Below are 17,959 nucleotides of genomic sequence, written 5' to 3'. Positions count from 1 at the left end.
GCCAACCCTTGCTGCCGCCGAGGCACCTCACGAGGGCGCGGGATACGGCCCGGTGCTCGCCCTCTCGACCAGCTTCGAGGGCAGCACCAGCGGGTCGGTCGAGGTGCTCCTGGCACCGCCGACGAACGCGAGCACGTGCCGCACCGCACGCGCGCCGAGCTCGCGCTGGGGCGCCGCCACGGTGGTGAGCCCCGGGGTGACGATCTCGGCGGACTGGGTGTTGTCGAAGCCGATCACGCTGACGTCGCCGGGCACCCGCCGGCCCATCGCCAGCGCGCCGCGCATGAACCCGATCGCCACCATGTCGTTGTAGGCGACGACGGCGGAGGTCGGGTGTGTCGCCCACGCGGCAGCTGCGCGGACACCGCCGTTGACGGTCGGCGGCACCGGTCCGACCCGGCGCACCGTGAGGCCCAGGTCGGTGCGCGCGTCGCGCAGCGCCCGCCAGCGGACGCCGTCGGGCCATGCGGCCTCGGGTCCGGCCAGATAGGTGACCTGCGTGTGCCCGAGCGCCGCGAGGTGCTCGGCGGCCCGGCGCATCCCTCGCGGGTTGTCGACGACGACGCTGGGGAGCCCGCCCACCTCCCGGTTCAGCACGACCGTGGGCTTGACCTTGGCGACCTGCCGCACGGCGGTGTCCGACATCCGCGGGCTCGCCAGCACGATCCCGTCGACGGTGGGCAGGATCTTGTCGAGCACCTCGCGCTCGCGGCCCGCCGACTCGCGCGTGTCCGCGAGCACCATCGCGTAACCGGCCTCGGCCGCGGCCTCCTCGGCGCCGCGCACGAGCTCGGCGAAGACCGGGTTCGCGATGTCGGCGAGCAGCACCGCGATCATCGACGTCGACCTCGTCGAGAGCGCCCGCGCCTGCGGGTTCGCCCGGTACCCCAGCTCGGCAGCCACCTCACGGATGCGCTCCGCCGTCTCCGCGTTGACACGCCCGGGGCGCGAGAAGGCGCGCGAGACCGTGGAAGGGGCGACGCCGGCAGCACGTGCGACGTCGTAGATCGTCGTGGGCCGCTCTGCCATGTCTCGGGACGCTACAACACGCGGCAACCGATTGCCATTCGCGTCCTGGCTCGCTTGGATCGTGGACCATGTGGACGCTGAGTGGCTTCGCCGACGAGATCGGACCCGACCTGGACCTGCAGCTCGAGGTGGTCACCGAGCTGGGCCTGGAGTACATCGAGCTCCGTAGCGCGTGGGACACGAACGTGCTCGACCTGACCGACGCGCAGCGCGCGCAGGTGGCTGCCGCGCTCAAGGAGCGCAACATCCGCGTCTCCTCGATCGGTTCCCCGATCGGGAAGATCGACATCACCGACGACGTCGAGCCGCACCTGGACCGGATGCGCCACTGCGTCGAGGTCGCGCAGGAGTTCGAGGCGCCGTTCATCCGCCTCTTCAGCTTCTTCATCCCCACCGGTGACAACCCGGCCGACCACCGCGACGAGGTGCTACGCCGGATGGACGCCCTCGCCGCGATCGGCGGCGCGGCTGGGATCGCGATGGTGCACGAGAACGAGAAGCACATCTACGGGGACATCCCGTCGCGCTGCCTCGACATCGTGCAGAGCGTCGACAACGAGCACCTGCAGATCGCGTGGGACGCGGCGAACTTCGTGCAGTGCGGCGTGCGGCCCTACTCCGAGGGGTACACGATGCTGCGACCCCACCTGACCTACGTGCAGATCAAGGACGCGCTGCTGGCCGACGGCACCGTGGTGCCGGCAGGCGCTGGTGACGGCGAGGTCCGCGAGACCGTGCGCGCGCTGGCCGAGGACGGCTTCGACGGGTTCTTCTCCCTCGAGCCCCACCTCGCCGCCGCCGGACCGTTCGGAGGGTTCTCCGGACCCGAGCTGTGGAAGACGGCGCACCAAGCCTTCACGAGCATCCTCACCGAGGAGAACATCCCCTTCGCATGAGCACCACGAAGCGACGCGCCGTCGTCGTCGGCGCGGGCGACATCTCACGTGTCCACATCGATGCCCTGACCGCCCTTGAGATCGAGGTGGCCGCCGTCGTCGATCTCGATGAGCAGCGCGCGAACGAACGCGCGGCGAGCGCCGCCAGCGTCGGTACCACCGACCTCCACGCCGTGCTCGGAGCCGGCAACATCGACGTCGTGCACGTGTGCACGCCGCACGACCAGCACGCCCCGGTCGCGCTGGCCGCGCTGGCGGCCGGCGTGAACGTGCTGCTCGAGAAGCCGCTCGCGAACACGCTCGCCGAGGCGGACCGCCTCGCTGCGGCCGCCGCCACGGCGGGCGTGAAGGCCGGCGTGTGCTTCCAGAACCGGTACAACCCGACGGTCAGGGCGATGAGGGCGGCTCTCGAGAGCGGCGACCTCGGCCCGGTCCTCGCGGCCTCCGCCACCGTTGCCTGGTCGCGCACCGGTGGGTACTACGCCGCCAAGCCGTGGGCCGGGCAGTCGCACCGCTCGGGTGGGGGGGTGCTCATCAACCAGTCGATCCACACGATCGACCTGCTGCAGTGGCTGGTCGGCCCCGTGACCGAGGTGTCCGGCCGGGCCTTCCAGCTCCACCCGATCCCGGGCGTCGACGTCGAGGACACCGCAGCGTTCACGCTGGTCCACACGCAGCCCGACGGCGAGCCGGTCCGCAGCACGATGTGGGCCACCAACGCCAACGCCACCAACGCCCCCGTGACGCTCGACATCCTCTGCGAGCGCGGCAGCCTCTCCCTGCGTGGTGACCTGACGATGGTCAGTGCCGACGGCACCACCTCGGTGGTCTCCGACGACCCGCCAGGCGCGACCACGCCGTCGTACTGGGGGCTGTCCCACAAGGCGCTGATCGCCGACTTCTACGCCACCCTCGAGGACCCCGAGCCGTTCTGGATCTCGCTGGCGGATGCGCTGCCCGCGCAGCGGATCCTCGCGGGCGTGTACGAGCAGTCGGGACTGTACGGCGGCTGAGGCGGACGACTCAGGCGCTACCGCTCAGAGCATCGCCCACTGGTCGGCGAGCGCGATCAGCGCGATGGCGACCAGCACGAGCCACCAGAGCCCGGTCAGCACCCAGCGGTACTGCACGAGCAGCGACCGCAGCCCGTCGCCGACCGGTAGCACACCGTTCTGCGTCGACCGGGCCAGCGTGTGCACGAACAGCGGGATCATCGCGAGCCAGACGATGGCGCACCAGGGGCAGATCGCGCGGATCGAGAACAGCGCCTGGTACTGCAACCAGAGCACGAAGCCGATCCCGAAGACCGTTCCGCCCAGCAGCCCGCGCCAGTACCAGACCGGCAGCCGCATCCGGCCGAGGAGCAGGACGCCGGTGACCACCACGACCGGGAACGCGACCATCCCGATGACCACGTTGGGGAACCCGAACGCCTGCGACTGCGGCGACCCGAGGAAGGCCCCGCAGGTGAGGAACGGGTTGATGTCGCAGATCGGCCGGTAGCTCTCGTCGTTGAGCACGTGGATGTACTCGATGTTGAGCATCGCGGCCGCGAGCGTGCCGAGGATCCCCGTGACCACCAGCAGCAGCGCGAACCCACGCCCCGCGCCACCGGCGCGCTCGTGCTCGGTGCCCGCCCACCTGTCCGGCGCCGACGGCGTATCGGTCTCCAGCTCGTCGAGGTCCGGATCCTCGTGGGTACTCGCGCTCACTCGGGTCTCCTCATCCTTGTCCGGGCCTCAGGATAGGTCCCGCTCAGCTGTCGTCGTCCGACGTGGCCTGGTCGCCTGCCTGCGTGTCCCAGGGCCCATCCCCCGGAGCCGGGGCCTCGAGATCGACCGGCGTCTCGGAACGCGGCGGGAACGAGAGCCACTCACCGATCGTCACGGTGCGGTCGACGCCGAACGTGACCACCCGGAAGTCCATCGGCACGTCGTTGGCACGGTCCCAGCGGATTATCGTGATCGTGGCCGTGTTCTGCAGCGGCCCGATCGTCGGGGTGTCCTTGGTGGCGCCGGCCGTGCTGGCGCTCAGGTACTGGATCCCGAGCCCGCTCTGCCACGGCCCGATGCGCCGGTGCAGGTGCCCGTTGAGCGTGAGGCCCACGCAGCCCGAGTCGAGCCCGGCCTGCGCTGCCCGCATGTTGTGCACGAGCAGGATGTCGATCGGGTCACCCGCCTCGGCTGCCTCGCACGCGACCTCGTTGAGCCGCGCGGACATCTCCTCGAACGTCTCGTCGCGCTGCGGGTGCGTCGGTGCGCCCAACGAGGTCAGCATCGGGTCGCGGTCACCGAGGATGGTCAGCCCGGCGATCTCGACCGGCTCCCCCCGCAGCACGGTCCACCCGCGGGCCTCCTCCTGACCCGCGGTCGTCTCGGAGTCGTGGTTGCCGTCCGCGACCACCACCGGCACGCCGTCCGGGATGCCATCGGCGAAGGCGTTCACGCACACCGACTCCACCGACGTGCCACCCATCACGGTGTCGCCCGCGTTGAGCACGACGTCGGACTCCGAGAGCTCGACGACGGCCCCCACCACCGGCGCCATGCCCACGTTGCAGTGGAGGTCGGTGACCATCGTGATCGTCACCGGATCGGGTTCGACAGGCTCCTCAGACTCCGCGGTCGCGTCCGCCGCGGTCGCGTCCTCCGAGGCCGGCTCGCCGGGATCCTCGGTGGGCTCCGACGTCGCATCGGCGGCCGCATCGTCCGTCGCTGCCGCATCGTCGGTCGCGGTCGGATCATCGGCGACAGGGTCGATCGTGGGCACCATCTCCGGGACCCCGGTCGGTGCGAGCGGCTGAGGATCGGCGGCGTACTCGGCGCGGAGGTTCGCCTCGACCTCCTCGTAGAACTCCTGGTTCTCCGTGATCGCGTCGACCACGTAGCCGCCGTAGAAGTCGACCAGGCTCCCGAGCCGACCGGTGATGCGCGCCTCGGCCAGCGGTGTCCCGGCCAGCACCTCCGAGGGCCGGCCGACCCCGCCCGAGCCACGGGTCGCCGTCACCACGAGCGGGACGATCAGCGCGAGCGCCAGCCCGATCGTCATCGCCGGCACTCCTTGCTGGCGCCACGCGCTCCGAGCGGCCTCGCGCAGCACCCCGTGCGAGGCCAGCCGCCCGAGCGCCACGAGCGCGAGCAGCACGGTCCACGCGAGCACGCTGCGACCGACGGCGTCCCGCACCAGACCCATCGCAGCATCCCGGATCGCAGCCTCGGGGTTGGCGAGGAACTGGCTGTAGCTGGACAGGTCCGCGGTCAGGCCGGCGACCGGGTTGACCGATGCCGAGGCCAGCTCGATCGGGATCTCCTTGACCACCACGTCGGCGCCGAGCCCGAGCGGCAGCGGCGAGTCGATGATCAACGCACCCAGCGGCCCCATGTCGACCGTGACCTCGGAGTTGAGGGTGGTCGAGTACTGCGCCACGTGAGGTCCGAGCGACCCGGTGAACTGCGCCGTCGTCACCCCGAAGGCCAACGAGACGAGACCGGCCACCAGGATCGCTGCGCTCGACCGCACGGCGCGCCGGAACGTGGTGCTGCGCTGGTGCCACCACTCCCACCGCCGACGAGGCCGCTGCTCCTCGCTTCCGGCGGTCGGGTCGTTCGCCTCGGTCGGCGGTGTCTCCTCGGCCTCCGCCGGCGATGCTGCGGGGCGCTCGTTCTCGGTCATCGGGTCACGCTCACTGGTACGAGACGAAGTCGGGGACAGGGTCGACGTCGGCGTAGGTCTGCTCGGGGGTGAGCATCGGCCGATCCTCGTCCACGAAGTTCTTCCAGCCCCAGTGAATCCCCTCGGGCGCGCCTTCGTGAAGGGTTCGCCAGGTGGCCTGCTTGGCGCCCTGCGAGCCCAGCCCGTCGGCGTGGATCAGGAGGGCGACCTCGCTGCGACTCATGTCGAGATCCTGCCGGTCGGTGATCATGCGGAGCTGGAACTGGTGCAGCACGATCACCTTCTGCGGCAGCGTGCGCTCGCGCACGAAGTCGGCCAGGTAGGTCACCACCTCGTTGATCTCGGCCGCCGACACCGACCCGATCTGCTCCAGGTGGACCTGGTCGTCGGTCAGCCGCCACTCCGGATCGAGCGCGATGCCGACGTTCGGGTAGGCCAGCAGGTCCTCGTACTGCTGCACCTGCGACAGGAATGTCGAGCGGCCGGGCTGGAAGTCGAGCACCACGTACTGACCGGCCGCGGCAGCCGCCTCGATGAGGGGCACGAACGTGGACGAGTCCCACTCGTTGGAGTAGTTGCCATCGTCACCTGCGCTGTTGCTGGCGACGGTGACGATGATCTCCAGCGCGGGAACCGTGGTGTCCTCGGTGAGGGGCTGGTATAGCCTCGCGAACTGCGCGGCGCGGGCAATGGTCGCCTCGACGTCCTGCTCGCCGAGCAGCCCGAGCGCCGGCGTGACGGGGCTGCCGTAGAGGGCGATGTAGCGCTTGGAGTCGAACACGAGCTGACCGCCACCGGGAAGCTCCACCCCGGTCTGCGCCGTCGCGGTCTGCCAGGTGAAGTCGACCTCGCTGCCCAGCGTGGTGCCGATGCCGAGAAGCGTCTCCGGCTGCAGCTCGGAGAGCGCGGCGATCGCGGTCGGATCGCCGCGGATGTCGCCGGTGACCCGGATCACGTCCGCACCGATACCCAGCGCCGTGCCCAGGCCCGCGAGCTGAGACGGGTCGCCGTCGGCGATGACCGCGCTCGCCTCCACCTGGACCGGCGGCGCGAGCTCGGGCAGCTCACCGACCGCCGTCGGCTCCTGCCCCGCGCTCGTCGCGCCGTCGGACGGCGTCGCCTCCGGCGTGCTCTCGTCGGCCCGATCCCCGGGCGTGAACACCTGACCCGGCTCGAGCGCCAGCAGCGCGCCGATGTCGTCGCTGCCCTCCGCCGCGGGGATCTCGACGGCGGTGAGCGGGATCCCGAAGATGTCGCCGAGATCCGTGACGTCCTCGGGCGCCGGGGCCACGATCAGCGAGGTGGTGTCGACCATGCCGAGATCGACCGACCCGATCGTCACCACACCCACGACGCCGAGTCGCAGCAGCTCGGTGTTGAGCTCACCGACCGGACCGTCCGAGAGCAGCACCGGGGCTCCGGTCGAGGCGCCGATCGACGCCGCCCGCAGCACGGCGGCCCGGTCTCCCTCGGGCGCCACGATCGCCACCTGCGCTCCGGTCAAATAGGTGCGGGAGACCCCGACGGCGATCTCGGTGGGGTCCACCGAGGGCAGCAGCGTGTACGCCGAGTCAGGTGCATGGGCCTCGGAGGTCGGGCGCGGACTCGCCTCCTCGGTCGGGCTGGCGCTGGAGCCGCTCGACGGCGGCTCAGAGCTCTCCTCGTCGCTGTCGCCGTCGCCGGAGCACGCGGTCAGGACGAGGATGAGCGCGGCGACCGCGGCGGCTACGCGGGCGTGCGGCCGCTTGCGCACCGGGGAAGCAGGCATCGATCCACTCTAACCGCGCGACCGTGACGGTCGTCAGCGTGTCCGAGGTTCGGCCGGGGGCTCCTGCGGGAAGTCCGGGTCCGGCTCGACGACGACCGGCCGAACCGGGTCCGCCTGCTCGGTCTCGGAGCGTTCGGACTGCTCGGTGGCGATCTCTCGCTCCCGAGCGCGCTCACGGTTGGCCGCCGCGACCCGCTCCCCCGCCTCGGTCATCATCCTGCGGGTCCGCCGCGACCGGCGCCGGATCAGCACCAGCGCCAGCAGCAGGGCGACCACGAGCCCGATCCCGGCGACGCTGGCGCCCACGAAGCCCGGAGCAGCGATCGCGAGAACAGACCGAGGGTCGCCCCGGCCGAGGGAGACGGCGATCGTCACCACGTTGGGTAGCAGGAGCAGGAGTGCCACCACGATGAGCGCGATCCGGGAGCGAGAGGTGAGCCCGCTGCGCAGCGCCAGCACCCCCACGCCCAGCGGCAGCAGCGTGAACAGGGCGCCGAGGCCCAGGCCGATCGGGATGCCACGGCCGAGCACGCCCTGCACCCAGCCGGCCACGACCGAGGCCCACCACCCCGGCAGGACTGCCACCCCGAGCACGACCAGGACGACGGCCGCCAGCGCCGCCGCGACCCAGAGCGTGACGTCGCGTAGCCAAGCCGGAGGTGCGCTCCCGCCCCGCGAGCGCGGCGCGGCTGCGCCGTCGGCGGCTCTCTCAGATGGCATGGGCTCCTCCAGGGCCTATGCAACCACGAGACCCGACGGCGTGGACGCGCTCAGACGAGCGAGTCCCGCCAGGCGGCGTGCAGGGCCGAGAACCGCCCGTTCCCGGCGATCAGCTCGTCGGGGGTGCCGTCCTCGACCACGCGGCCGTCGCTCATCACCAGCACGCGGTCGGCGATCGCGACGGTCGACAACCGGTGCGCGATGATCAGCGCGGTGCGGTCGTGCAGCAGCGACTCGAGCCCCCGCTGGACGAGCCTCTCGCCGGGGATGTCCAGCGAGCTGGTGGCCTCGTCGAGGATCAGCACCGCCGGGTCCGCGAGAAACGCGCGCGCGAACGAGATCAGCTGCCGCTGCCCCGCCGAGACACGACCGCCGCGCTTGTTCACGTCGGTGTCGTAGCCGTCGGGGAGGTTGAGGATGAACTCGTGGGCGCCGACCGCCTGAGCGGCTGTGACGATCTCCTCGTCGTCCGCGTCGGGCCGACCCAGGGCGATGTTGTCGCGGACGGTGCCGCTGAACAGGTAGGCCTCCTGCGTGACCATGACGATCGCGCGGCGCAGGTCTTGGCGGGACAGGTCGCGCAGGTCCACGCCGTCGAGCCTGACCGAGCCTTCGGTGACGTCGTAGAAGCGGGCGATCAGCTTCGCCAGGGTGGACTTGCCCGCGCCGGTGGCACCCACGAGAGCGACCGTCTGCCCGGCCGGCACGTGCAGGTCCAGCTGTGGCAGCACCACCTCTCCCGAGCCGTACCCGAAGGTGACGTTCTCGAACAGCAGGTCACCCGAGGCGTGCGGCAACGGCGTCGGGTCCTCCGCGTTCCGCACGGTCGGCTGCTCCTCCAGCAGCCCCGAGATCTTCTCGAGAGCGGCGGTGGCGGACTGGAACGAGTTGTAGACGCCGGCCATCTGCTGCACCGGCTGGAAGAACCGCTTGGTGTAGAGCAGCGTCGCGACGAGCACGCCGACCTCGAGGTCACCGTGCAGCACCCGGTAGCCGCCGACCGCCAGCGCGATCGCCACCGTGAGGTTGCCGATCAGCTGCAGCGCGGGGTCGAAGATGCCGTTGAGGTTGAACGACTTCATGTTGTTGCGCCGGTAGTCCTCGGCGAGCTCGCTGAAGTGCTCGTTGTTCGACTCCTCGCGGCGGAACGCCTGCACGGCACGCATGCCGGTCATGTTCTCCACGAAGTTGACGATCATGCGCGCCGACGCCACCCGCGACTCGCGGTACAGGACCCGCGACCGGGTGGCGAACCAGCGCACCACGAGGAACACCGGGACGACGGCGACCGCGAGCACCATCCCGGCCCGCCAGTCCAGCAGGAACAAGGACAGCCCTGTGAACAGCATGAAGAGCATGCCGGAGGCGAGCGAGGTGATGCCGTTGTCGAGCAGCTCGCGCAGCGCCTCGAGGTCCGAGGTCTGGCGAGCGATGATGCGTCCCGAGGTGTACTTCTCGTGGAACTCCAGCGAGAGCCGCTGGGTCTGTGCGAACACACGTTGCCGCAGGTCGAGCAGCACCGCCTGGCTGACGCGCGCGGCGAGCCGGATGAACGCCGCGGACGCCGCGCCGGCCAGGATCGCGGCGAGCAGGTAGGCGCCGCCGATGACGCCGACCGTGGTCCAGTCCTCCTGCTGGGCGGCGGGAACGCCGCGGTCGATCGCCATCGCGATGATCGCCGGGCCGGCCACCCGGGAGGCCTGTGCCACTACCACGAGCACCACGGTGGCCCAGAACTTGGTCCGTTCCGGGCGGAGCAGGCTGAGCAGCAGCTGACGCGACCGCCTGCGGACCGCCTTCGACGTGTCCCGGTCGAGGTTGATGTTCTCCTCGTCACCGACGCCGAGCGGGCGCGCGGCGACTGCGGCACCGGGGCCGCCCATCATCTTGCTCATACTCGAACCCCACGTGCGCGGTCGAACTCTTCGTCCTCGATCAGGCTGGAGATGACGAAGCGGTAGTGCAGGTGGCTGACCAGCAGCTCGGAGTGCGTCCCGACGCCGGTGACCCGCCCTTCCTGCAGCACCGCCACCCGGTCGGCGAGCGCCACGGTGGAGGGACGGTGCGCGACCACGAGCACCGTGGTGTCGGAGAGCTCCTCGCGCAGCCGCACGGTGACCCGTTCCTCCGTCTCGACGTCGAGTGCCGACAGCGGGTCGTCGAGCACCAGCACGCGGGGGCGTGCGGCGATCGCGCGCGCCAGGGCGAGCCGTTGCCGCTGACCGCCGGACAGGCTCATGCCCTCTTCACCGATCGTGGTGTCGACGCCGAACGGGAGCTTGTGAACGAAGCCCGCCTGAGCGATGTCGAGCGCGCGCTGGAGGTCGGCCTCGGTGCGCGCCTGCGGTGGTGCGCCCAGGAGCACGTTCTCGCGGACCGAGGCAGAGAACAGCGTCGCGTCCTCGAACGCGATCGCCACCTGGGTGCGCAGGTGCTCGCGGGTCATCGCTCTGATGTCGACCCCGTCGAGCAGCACCGCTCCCGAGGTGACGTCGAAGAGCCGCGGCACGAGCGCAGCCATCGTGGTCTTGCCCGAGCCGGTCAGCCCGACCAGCGCCATCGTCTCCCCCGGCCGGACGGTCAGGTCGACACCGGTGAGCACCTCCTCGCGCGGCGCCTCGTGGGGCACATGGGTGTGCGCGGGCACGAGATCGATCGGGGGCGCGTCCGGGTAGTGGAAGCGGACGGCCTCGAACCGGACCTCGCCGCGGACCTCCTCGAGCCGGACCGGCTTCTGCGGGTCGGCCACGGTGTTCTCGCTGTCGAGCACCTCGAAGTAGCGATCGACCGACGTCTTGGCCGTCAGGCTCATCGAGAGCAGCTGGCCGAGCTGCTCGACCGGCCCGTTGATCACCGCGGCGGTCGCGAAGAAAGCACCGAGCGCTCCGATGGTGAGATCGCCCTGGGTGACCAGCCACACGCCCCAGAAGACGCACGCGCCGAGGACGCACTCAGGGATCGAGATGATCGAGAAGGTGAACGCTGACATCTGCCGAGCCTTGGTCATCTCGGTGTTGCGCAGCTCGCCGGCCTGCGAGGCGAAGTTCTTGTAGGCCTCCGGGCCGCGGCCGTAGGCCTTGAGAACCCGGATCCCGTGCACCGACTCCTCGACCGTGGTGGCGAGGTCACCGGCCTGGTCCTGCGACATCCGGGCGATCCGCCGGAACCGGCGCGAGAACCTGAAGCTGAGGATCGCCATCGGGATCGCGCCGAGCAGGTACACCCAGCCGAGCGGGCCGGCGGTCCGGATCATCAACGCGATGCCCACGCCGACGGTGGCGAAGTTGACGACGAGCATGACGATGCCGAACGCCATCCAGCGCCGAAGCATGTTGAGGTCCGTCATCGCGCGGGACAGCAGCTGCCCGCCAGGCCACTGGTCGTGGAACGCCAGCGGCAGATCCTGCAGATGCTTGAAGAGCGTGGTCCGCATCCCCCACTCGACATACGTCGTCGGCGTGAGGATCATCCTGCGGCGCAGGAAGACGAAGAACACCTCCAGCAGACCTAGACCGAGCACAGCCCCGACCGCCAGCCACAACCCACGCGTGTCACCGCTGGTCGCTGCACCCGCGAGCGGGCCGTCGACGAGCGACTCCAGCACCTGCGGGATCGCGAGCGCGCACAGGCCTGCGCCGAGCGCGCACAGCATCCCGATGCTGATGCGTGGCAGTGCCGGCCTCACGAACGGCAACAGCCGCAGCAAGGTAGCAACGGTCGAGGTGTCTGCTGGCTTCCGCTGTGCGGGCGCCGTCGCGGACACGAGCATCCCTCCCAAGAGCACCGGCTGGCTCGCCGCTTTTGCGAATCGTTTCGACCAAGCCGGTGCCGACAGTCTACTCCTCTCGGGAAGCGGTATCCAACGTCCCACATCGTGGAAGCGCCCGACCGTCGCTGCCCGGTCGGGGCGAGCCGACCATGACCGTCGTCGCACCCTCCGGCTGTCCGCGCTCGTACACCCGGCGCCGACGCGGTTAGTGTCGCGGCGTGACCATCTCCCTCGTCGTCGGCATGCCCGGGGCGGGAAAGACCACGTGGGCCAGGGAGCAGGAGGTCGCTCTGCCCGCTCTTCGCTTGACTCCCGACGACTGGCAGATGGCGGTCTTCGACGCTGACAGCCCTGACCGCTGGCGCTCCAGGGAGCGTGCCGATCATCGTGATCGGATCGAGGGCAAGCTGATCGAGGTAGGGATGCGGGCGGCTGCTCTCGGCATCGACGTGATCTACGACTTCGGCCTCTGGAGCAGGGACGAACGCTCGGCGCTCCGTTGGATCGCGCACTCGCTCGGCGTCGACGCGCAGGTCGTCTACCTGCCGATCGACTACCCCGAGCAGCGCAGACGGGTGGCCGGCCGCTTCCGGTTCGAGCCTGGCCAGTTCCGGATGAGCGAGACCGAGCTCCAGCGGTGGCACGGGGAGTTCGACGTGCCGGACCAGGAGGAGCTGCGCGGGGGGCCGGTACCGCCTGTACCCACCGGATTTGCCACGTGGCGGCAGTGGGCCTGCGAGCGCTGGCCCTCCCTGTCGGACCGTTGACGATCGGGGTCAGGCCGACTTCTTGGTGGTCTTCTTCGCCGTCGACTTCTTGGCAGGGGACTTCTTGGACGACGACCCGGAGGACTTGCTGTCGGTGCTCTCTCCGGACGAGGCGCGCTTGGCACGGGTCTCCTCGACCGAGCGACGCAACGCCTCCATCAGGTCGAGGACCTCCGCGGGCTCCTCCTCGGTCCCGCCGAACGTGGCCTCGGTGTCGATGGCCTCGCCCTGCTCGATCTTGGCCTCGATCAAGGTGCGGAGCTGCTCCTGGTAGTCGTCGTGATGAGCCTCGGGGTCGAAGTCGGCCTCGAAGCTCGAGACCAGCGCCGAGCTCATCTCGAGCTCCTTGGCGCTGATGCGCACCTTCTCGTCGAGAGCCGGGAAGTCGGCTGCGCGGACCTCGTCGGGCCAGAGCATCGTCTGGAGCACCAGCACGTCGTCCTTCACGCGCAGGGCACCGAGACGTGTCTTCTGCCGCAGGGCGAACGAGACGATCGCGGTGCGCTCGGTCTCCTCGAGCGTGCGCCGCAGCAGCACGTAGGACTTGGTGGACGCCGAGTTCGGGGACAGGTAGTAGGCGCCCTCGAACATCAGCGGGTCGAGCTGGTCGCTGGGGACGAACTCCAGCACGTCGATCTCACGGCTGCGCTCGGCAGGCAGCGAGTCGAGGTCCTCCTCTGTGAGCACCACGGTGGTCTCGCCCTCGGTGTAGGCCTTGTCGATGTGCTCGTAGGGCACGACCTCGCCGCAGACCTCGCACTTGCGCTGGTAACGGATCCGGCCGCCATCGGCATCGTGCACCTGGTGCAGCTTCACGTCATGACTCTCCGTGGCGCTGTACAACGACACGGGCACGTTGACCAGGCCGAAGGTGATCGCACCCTTCCAGATCGCACGCATAGCCAGCTCCTCTCCCCCCGGTCGCCTCCCCGGTGTGAACCTAGTCAAACATCACCCGCCCACGCACGCCCGAGTTTCCAGGCGCCGCGCGCCGCTGCCGCCCTCCCCGCTCCCACGCCCCGCTCATCGCCGAGCAGGGGTTTCTGCCCGGTATGGCGTGCCATACCGGGCAGAACCATCTGCTCGGCGCGCGCCGGCGGGCAGAACCACCTGCTCGGCGGTGTGTACGCGGGTGCTGCGCGACGGGTCAGGGGAGGATGGGCAGATGCCCACCGCGAGCAACGAGGCGACCGTCGCCGTCGACGGCATCCAGCTGCGCGTGACCAACCTGGACAAGGTGCTCTACCCCGAGACCGGCACCACCAAGGCGGACGTGCTGCGGTACTACGCGCAGATCGCCGAGGTGATGGTGCCCCACTGCGCGGACCGACCGGTCACGCGCAAGCGGTGGCCGAACGGCGTCGAGGGTGAGGTGTTCTTCCAGAAGAACCTCGGCGGTGGGACCCCGCACTGGGTGCATCGCGCGACCCTGCACCACTCGGACTCCGACAACGTGTACCCGATCGCGAACGACCGGCCCACGCTGGCGTGGCTCGCTCAGATCGCCGCGCTCGAGGTGCATGTGCCGCAGTGGCGTTTCGATGGCGACGAGCATCCGATGAATCCGGACCGGATCGTGTTCGACCTCGACCCCGGCCCGGGTGTCGAGCTCCCCCAGGTCGCGCACGTCGCACGGCTGGTCAAGGAGATCCTCGACCAGATGGGGCTGCCGACGTTCCCGGTCACCAGCGGCAGCAAGGGCATCCACCTGTATGCGCCGATGGACGGCAGCTACACCTCGGCGCAGACCTCCGCCCTCGCCAAGGAGCTCGCCCGCAGCCTCGAGGCCGACCATCGCGACCTGGTGGTCTCGGAGATGACCAAGTCCGCCCGCGCGGGCAAGGTGTTCCTCGACTGGTCGCAGAACAACGCCAACAAGACGACGATCTGCCCCTACTCGTTGCGCGGCACCTCCCGCCCGCAGGTCGCGGCACCCCGCACGTGGGAGGAGCTGGAGGACCCCGACCTGCGGCACCTCGAGCTCGACGAGGTGCTCGAGCTCGTGGCCGACAGGGGCGACCCGATGGGGCCGATCGGCCGCCCGCCCGGCATCGGCGCGGGCACCGACCGGCTGTCCACCTACCGCGCCAAGCGCGACCCGGCCCGCACCCCCGAGCCCGTCCCGGACTCCCACAGCGCTGACGACCTCGCGTCAGACGACCGCTCGTCCCGTGTCTTTGTTATCCAGGAGCACCACGCCTCCCGGCTCCACTGGGATCTTCGGTTGGCGCGCCACGGCGTCCTGGTCAGCTGGGCGCTCCCCAAGGGCGTGCCCGACGATCCCGAGGTCAACCATCTCGCCGTCCAGACCGAGGACCACCCGATGGAGTACGCCACGTTCTCGGGGACCATCCCGGCGGGCGAGTACGGCGCCGGCGAGATGACCATCTGGGACTCCGGGACCTACACCACCAGCAAGTGGCGCGACGGCAAGGAGGTCATCGCCACCCTCACCGGTCGTCCCGACGGCGGCCTCGCCCACGGGCCTGGCCGCACCAGCACGATCGCCCTCATCCGCACCGGCGAGAACTGGCTCATCCACCTCATGGACCCGAGCCGCCCCAAGCGGCGAGCAGCGCCGTCGAGCACCCGGGGCCGTGGTCGCCAGGTGCTCCCCAGCCCGATGATGGCCACGCTCGCCGACGCTCTTCCGGACGAGCCCGGCTGGGCGTATGAGATGAAGTGGGACGGCGTGCGGGCGCTCATCGAGGTCGATGGCGGCACGGTGCGCGTGATGTCCCGCAGCGGTCGCGACCAGACGGCGCAGTACCCCGAGCTGAGCGTGCTGCCCGAGCTGGTCGCGGCGAACCGCGCCGTGCTCGACGGCGAGATCGTCGCCCTCGACCCCCAGGGCCGCCCCAGCTTCTCGCTGCTGCAGCCGAGGATGCAGGCCACTCGCGAGCCCGAGATCGCCCGTGCCGCGCAGCGCCGGCCGGTGCACCTGATGCTGTTCGACGTCCTGGAGATCGAGGACACCTCGCTGATGGGTGAGCCGTACGTCGACCGCCGCGACGCGCTCGAGGCGCTCGTGAGCGAGCAGGGCATCGTGCACGTGCCGCCCAGCGGTGACGACGGCGACGCCGCCCTCGCCACCAGTGCCGAGCTCGGGCTCGAGGGCGTGATGGCCAAGCGCCGCGACTCCCGCTACTCCCCCGGCCGCCGCTCCCCCTCCTGGCTCAAGCTCAAGCACACGAGTACCCAGGAGGTCGTGGTGGTCGGCTGGCGCGAGGGCGGCGGGAACCGCGCGGGCAAGGTGGGCTCGCTCTTGCTCGCCGTGCCCGACGGCGAAGCGCTGCGCTATGTGGGCCGCGTCGGGTCGGGTTTCACGGAGAAGGAGACGAGCGCGTGGCTCGACCGGTTCGATCCCTTGCGCCGGGAGGACTCACCTGCCGAGGACGTGCCGCCGCTCGACGCGCGCGGGGCGATCTGGCTCGACCCGGTCCAGGTCGCGGAGGTCGCTTTCGGTGAGTGGTCACCGGCCGGGCGCCTGCGCCACCCACGCTGGCGCGGGTGGCGCCCCGACAAGGCTGTCGAGGACATCTCCTCGGAGTGAGCTCCTGGGCGAATCCCGACCCAGCCGCACACCGCGGGCGACCCGGACCCACCCCAGGGAAGATCGCCGTCGGGCATGCTCCCGCGCCAGCGGGTCTCAGGCCTTCTCGGCCGCTGCGCGCTCGCGCGCCTTGTGGGTCTGGACGAAGTGCTCGATCGTCATGCGCCCGAGGGTGAGGACGGCGAAACCTGCCGACGGCAGGAACAGCAGCTGACCGATACCGACGAGCACGTAGCCGACGCCGCCGTACATCCCGCCCATGGAGAACGACGAGATCGCCTGCATCAAGCCGTAGACGACGAGGGATGCGGCGACCGCGATCACCGCGATGTACGCCGGCCTGGCGACCTTCAGCGTGGTCGGCTTCGCGAAGGTGGTGTCGAACAGTCCCGGCTCGGCCGGGCCCTGCTGGAACGTCGGCTGCGGGTAGCCCTGCGGGGCGAAGGCTTGGGGAGCCTGTGACTGCTGCCCGAAGCCCTGCGGCGGCTGCGACTGCTGCCCGAAGCCCGGCGGCGGCTGCTGCTGTGGGAAGGGGCTGGGCTGGGGCGCGGGTCCGCCCTGCGGCGGCTGATACTGGCTCATCTTGCTCCTCGCGTGCGTGGCCGAACGGTCGTGTCCGGCGGTGCGGGCCGTCAGCAGCCTAGGGGTCGTCGCTGCGCGGGTCGGGAAGCCACCGCGGGGAGAACTGCCCGGCATTCGTTGTCGTGCGGTGCCGGCGCTCGGTAGCGTCAGCGGCAGACCGATCGAACGAGCTGGAGGACCACATGGCGGAGGGCACGGGGTTTCTGCGCCCCAGCGGAGATGGCTTGGAGCTGGTGGTACCGCGTGACATCGCGGCGCCGCCGGAGGACATCTGGGCGTGGGTGAGCGAGCCGGACAAGCTCGAGCAGTGGATCGGCCGGGTCAGTGGCGAGACCGGTACCGGCAAGGTCGTCGAGCTCACCATGACCGCCGAGGCCAGCGCCGAGCCGGAGCAGGTCACGATCATCGACTGCGATCCACCGAAGCGCTATCAGGTCGAGATGCTCAGCGAGGCCGGGAGCTGGCAGCTGCAGATCGACGTGCGCCCCCGCGGTGACGGGACCCGCCTCGAGCTCAACCAGCTGATCGAGCAGGGCGACGACATCCGCACGGTCGGCCCGGGCTGGGAGTACTACCTCGACCGGCTGATCGCGATCCGGTCCGGGCTGGCGCCCGCGCCGTTCGACGACTACTACCCCGGGCTCATCGGCTACTACGACGACCTGGAGTAGCAGGAACGGTCCCGGCTCGGGCGATCAGCCGATGACCGAGCCGTCCTCGGCGACCTCGACACTCACGGTCGGCAGCGGATCTCGGGCCGGTCCGCCGAGCACCGCGCCGGTCTGCAGGTCGAACCGGGAGCCGTGGCAGGGGCAGTCGAGCTCGCCCTCGGCCGGTTCGACGGCGCAGCCCGCGTGGGTGCAGATCGAGGAGAACGCGTGGATCTCGCCCTGGACCGGCTGGGTCAGCAGGATGTCGCCGGCCGATGCGCTGCTCACCGCGATCGCTCCGCCGACCGGGATGTCGGAGACGTTCGCGAGCGTGGTGGGCTCCGCCGCCGGATCTCCCGTGGTGGGGGCCTCGGTCCCGTCACCGCAGGCCGCGAGCGTGACCCCGGCAGCCGCACCTCCCGCTGCCAGCAGGGCACGCCGGCTGAGACAGGTGTGGGGTCGGTCGGGGGCGCAGGGCGTGGCGGTCACGGTCCTAGTCTCGCCGACGGTCCGGGTACCCGGTGAGCCACGCCGGCCGCGGCGACGCCTGCGC

15 protein-coding genes are annotated in these 17,959 nt (G+C 70.6%); 5 read left to right on the top strand and 10 right to left on the bottom strand.

Annotated features, from left to right (window positions below; translation table 11 throughout):
• Positions 1-27 precede the first annotated feature (27 nt).
• The gene (locus GPA03_RS01810) at positions 28-1,029 is read right to left on the bottom strand and encodes a LacI family DNA-binding transcriptional regulator (RefSeq protein ID WP_156250289.1); all 1,002 of its coding nucleotides are present in this window, start codon (positions 1,027-1,029) and stop codon (positions 28-30) included.
• A gap of 68 nt (positions 1,030-1,097) precedes the next feature.
• On the opposite strand from GPA03_RS01810, the gene GPA03_RS01805 reads away from it, so the two are divergent.
• Together GPA03_RS01805 and GPA03_RS01800 are read left to right on the top strand one after the other, a co-directional pair.
• Positions 1,098-1,925: a sugar phosphate isomerase/epimerase family protein gene (locus GPA03_RS01805; RefSeq protein ID WP_156250288.1), complete on the top strand. Its 828-nt coding sequence runs from the start codon at positions 1,098-1,100 to the stop codon at positions 1,923-1,925.
• Positions 1,922-2,938 carry a Gfo/Idh/MocA family protein gene (locus GPA03_RS01800; RefSeq protein WP_156250287.1) on the top strand — a complete coding sequence of 339 codons (1,017 nt, stop codon included), beginning with the start codon at positions 1,922-1,924 and terminating at the stop codon, positions 2,936-2,938. The genes GPA03_RS01805 and GPA03_RS01800 overlap by 4 nt, the downstream gene beginning before the upstream one ends.
• Positions 2,939-2,962: 24 nt before the next feature.
• Here the strand turns inward: GPA03_RS01800 and GPA03_RS01795 are convergent, their stop codons facing one another.
• The 6 genes from GPA03_RS01795 to GPA03_RS01770 are packed head-to-tail and all read right to left on the bottom strand — an operon-like array spanning position 2,963 to position 11,854.
• The gene (locus tag GPA03_RS01795; protein WP_156250286.1) at positions 2,963-3,637 is read right to left on the bottom strand and encodes a vitamin K epoxide reductase family protein; all 675 of its coding nucleotides are present in this window, start codon (positions 3,635-3,637) and stop codon (positions 2,963-2,965) included.
• A 43-nt stretch (positions 3,638-3,680) separates the two neighbouring features.
• Positions 3,681-5,597 (bottom strand): metallophosphoesterase family protein, encoded by a 1,917-nt coding sequence (locus GPA03_RS01790; protein WP_156250285.1) that lies wholly within the window; start codon positions 5,595-5,597, stop codon positions 3,681-3,683.
• A gap of 10 nt (positions 5,598-5,607) precedes the next feature.
• Positions 5,608-7,365, bottom strand: coding sequence for a hypothetical protein (locus tag GPA03_RS01785; protein WP_156250284.1), 1,758 nt, complete (start codon positions 7,363-7,365; stop codon positions 5,608-5,610).
• Positions 7,366-7,398: 33 nt separating this feature from the next.
• Positions 7,399-8,085 (bottom strand): hypothetical protein, encoded by a 687-nt coding sequence (locus tag GPA03_RS01780; protein ID WP_156250283.1) that lies wholly within the window; start codon positions 8,083-8,085, stop codon positions 7,399-7,401.
• Between the two features lie 50 nt (positions 8,086-8,135).
• On the bottom strand, positions 8,136-9,980 hold the full coding sequence (locus GPA03_RS01775) for an ABC transporter ATP-binding protein (RefSeq protein WP_241681035.1): 1,845 nt from the start codon (positions 9,978-9,980) through the stop codon (positions 8,136-8,138).
• Positions 9,977-11,854 carry an ABC transporter ATP-binding protein gene (locus GPA03_RS01770; RefSeq protein WP_156250282.1) on the bottom strand — a complete coding sequence of 626 codons (1,878 nt, stop codon included), beginning with the start codon at positions 11,852-11,854 and terminating at the stop codon, positions 9,977-9,979. Before GPA03_RS01770 ends, GPA03_RS01775 begins: the two co-directional genes overlap by 4 nt.
• Before the next feature lie 218 nt (positions 11,855-12,072).
• Here GPA03_RS01770 and GPA03_RS01765 point away from each other — a divergent pair, with 218 nt between their 5' ends.
• On the top strand, positions 12,073-12,621 hold the full coding sequence (locus tag GPA03_RS01765) for an ATP-binding protein (RefSeq protein ID WP_206673428.1): 549 nt from the start codon (positions 12,073-12,075) through the stop codon (positions 12,619-12,621).
• A 9-nt stretch (positions 12,622-12,630) separates the two neighbouring features.
• Here GPA03_RS01765 and ku read toward each other — a convergent pair whose 3' ends face one another.
• Positions 12,631-13,521, bottom strand: a complete 891-nt coding sequence (ku, locus tag GPA03_RS01760) for a non-homologous end joining protein Ku (protein WP_156250281.1) — start codon at positions 13,519-13,521, stop codon at positions 12,631-12,633.
• Between the two features lie 265 nt (positions 13,522-13,786).
• Here ku and GPA03_RS01755 point away from each other — a divergent pair, with 265 nt between their 5' ends.
• Positions 13,787-16,174: an ATP-dependent DNA ligase gene (locus GPA03_RS01755; RefSeq protein ID WP_156250280.1), complete on the top strand. Its 2,388-nt coding sequence runs from the start codon at positions 13,787-13,789 to the stop codon at positions 16,172-16,174.
• A gap of 96 nt (positions 16,175-16,270) precedes the next feature.
• Here GPA03_RS01755 and GPA03_RS01750 read toward each other — a convergent pair whose 3' ends face one another.
• The gene (locus GPA03_RS01750; RefSeq protein ID WP_156250279.1) at positions 16,271-16,756 is read right to left on the bottom strand and encodes a DUF4282 domain-containing protein; all 486 of its coding nucleotides are present in this window, start codon (positions 16,754-16,756) and stop codon (positions 16,271-16,273) included.
• 182 nt (positions 16,757-16,938) lie between these two features.
• On the opposite strand from GPA03_RS01750, the gene GPA03_RS01745 reads away from it, so the two are divergent.
• Positions 16,939-17,427, top strand: a complete 489-nt coding sequence (locus GPA03_RS01745; protein WP_156250278.1) for an SRPBCC family protein — start codon at positions 16,939-16,941, stop codon at positions 17,425-17,427.
• A gap of 24 nt (positions 17,428-17,451) precedes the next feature.
• Here GPA03_RS01745 and GPA03_RS01740 read toward each other — a convergent pair whose 3' ends face one another.
• A complete protein-coding gene (locus tag GPA03_RS01740; protein WP_156250277.1) occupies positions 17,452-17,895 on the bottom strand; it encodes a QcrA and Rieske domain-containing protein in 444 nt (147 codons plus the stop codon).
• Positions 17,896-17,959 lie beyond the last annotated feature (64 nt).

The sequence above is a fragment of the Pseudactinotalea terrae genome (assembly GCF_009733845.1).
Taxonomy (GTDB): Bacteria; Actinomycetota; Actinomycetes; order Actinomycetales; family Beutenbergiaceae; genus Pseudactinotalea; species Pseudactinotalea terrae.
This window is presented reverse-complemented; position numbering and strand designations above follow the sequence as displayed.

What these genes read in the sequence shown, in the direction of transcription:
- GPA03_RS01810 (WP_156250289.1), bottom strand. Translation starts at nt 1,029, where the DNA reads ATGGCAGAGCGGCCCACGACGATCTACGACGTCGCACGTGCTGCCGGC.
- GPA03_RS01805 (WP_156250288.1), top strand. Translation starts at nt 1,098, where the DNA reads ATGTGGACGCTGAGTGGCTTCGCCGACGAGATCGGACCCGACCTGGAC.
- GPA03_RS01800 (WP_156250287.1), top strand. Translation starts at nt 1,922, where the DNA reads ATGAGCACCACGAAGCGACGCGCCGTCGTCGTCGGCGCGGGCGACATC.
- GPA03_RS01790 (WP_156250285.1), bottom strand. Translation starts at nt 5,597, where the DNA reads ATGACCGAGAACGAGCGCCCCGCAGCATCGCCGGCGGAGGCCGAGGAG.
- GPA03_RS01785 (WP_156250284.1), bottom strand. Translation starts at nt 7,365, where the DNA reads ATGCCTGCTTCCCCGGTGCGCAAGCGGCCGCACGCCCGCGTAGCCGCC.
- GPA03_RS01780 (WP_156250283.1), bottom strand. Translation starts at nt 8,085, where the DNA reads ATGCCATCTGAGAGAGCCGCCGACGGCGCAGCCGCGCCGCGCTCGCGG.
- GPA03_RS01775 (WP_241681035.1), bottom strand. Translation starts at nt 9,980, where the DNA reads ATGAGCAAGATGATGGGCGGCCCCGGTGCCGCAGTCGCCGCGCGCCCG.
- GPA03_RS01770 (WP_156250282.1), bottom strand. Translation starts at nt 11,854, where the DNA reads ATGCTCGTGTCCGCGACGGCGCCCGCACAGCGGAAGCCAGCAGACACC.
- ku (WP_156250281.1), bottom strand. Translation starts at nt 13,521, where the DNA reads ATGCGTGCGATCTGGAAGGGTGCGATCACCTTCGGCCTGGTCAACGTG.
- GPA03_RS01755 (WP_156250280.1), top strand. Translation starts at nt 13,787, where the DNA reads ATGCCCACCGCGAGCAACGAGGCGACCGTCGCCGTCGACGGCATCCAG.
- GPA03_RS01750 (WP_156250279.1), bottom strand. Translation starts at nt 16,756, where the DNA reads ATGAGCCAGTATCAGCCGCCGCAGGGCGGACCCGCGCCCCAGCCCAGC.
- GPA03_RS01745 (WP_156250278.1), top strand. Translation starts at nt 16,939, where the DNA reads ATGGCGGAGGGCACGGGGTTTCTGCGCCCCAGCGGAGATGGCTTGGAG.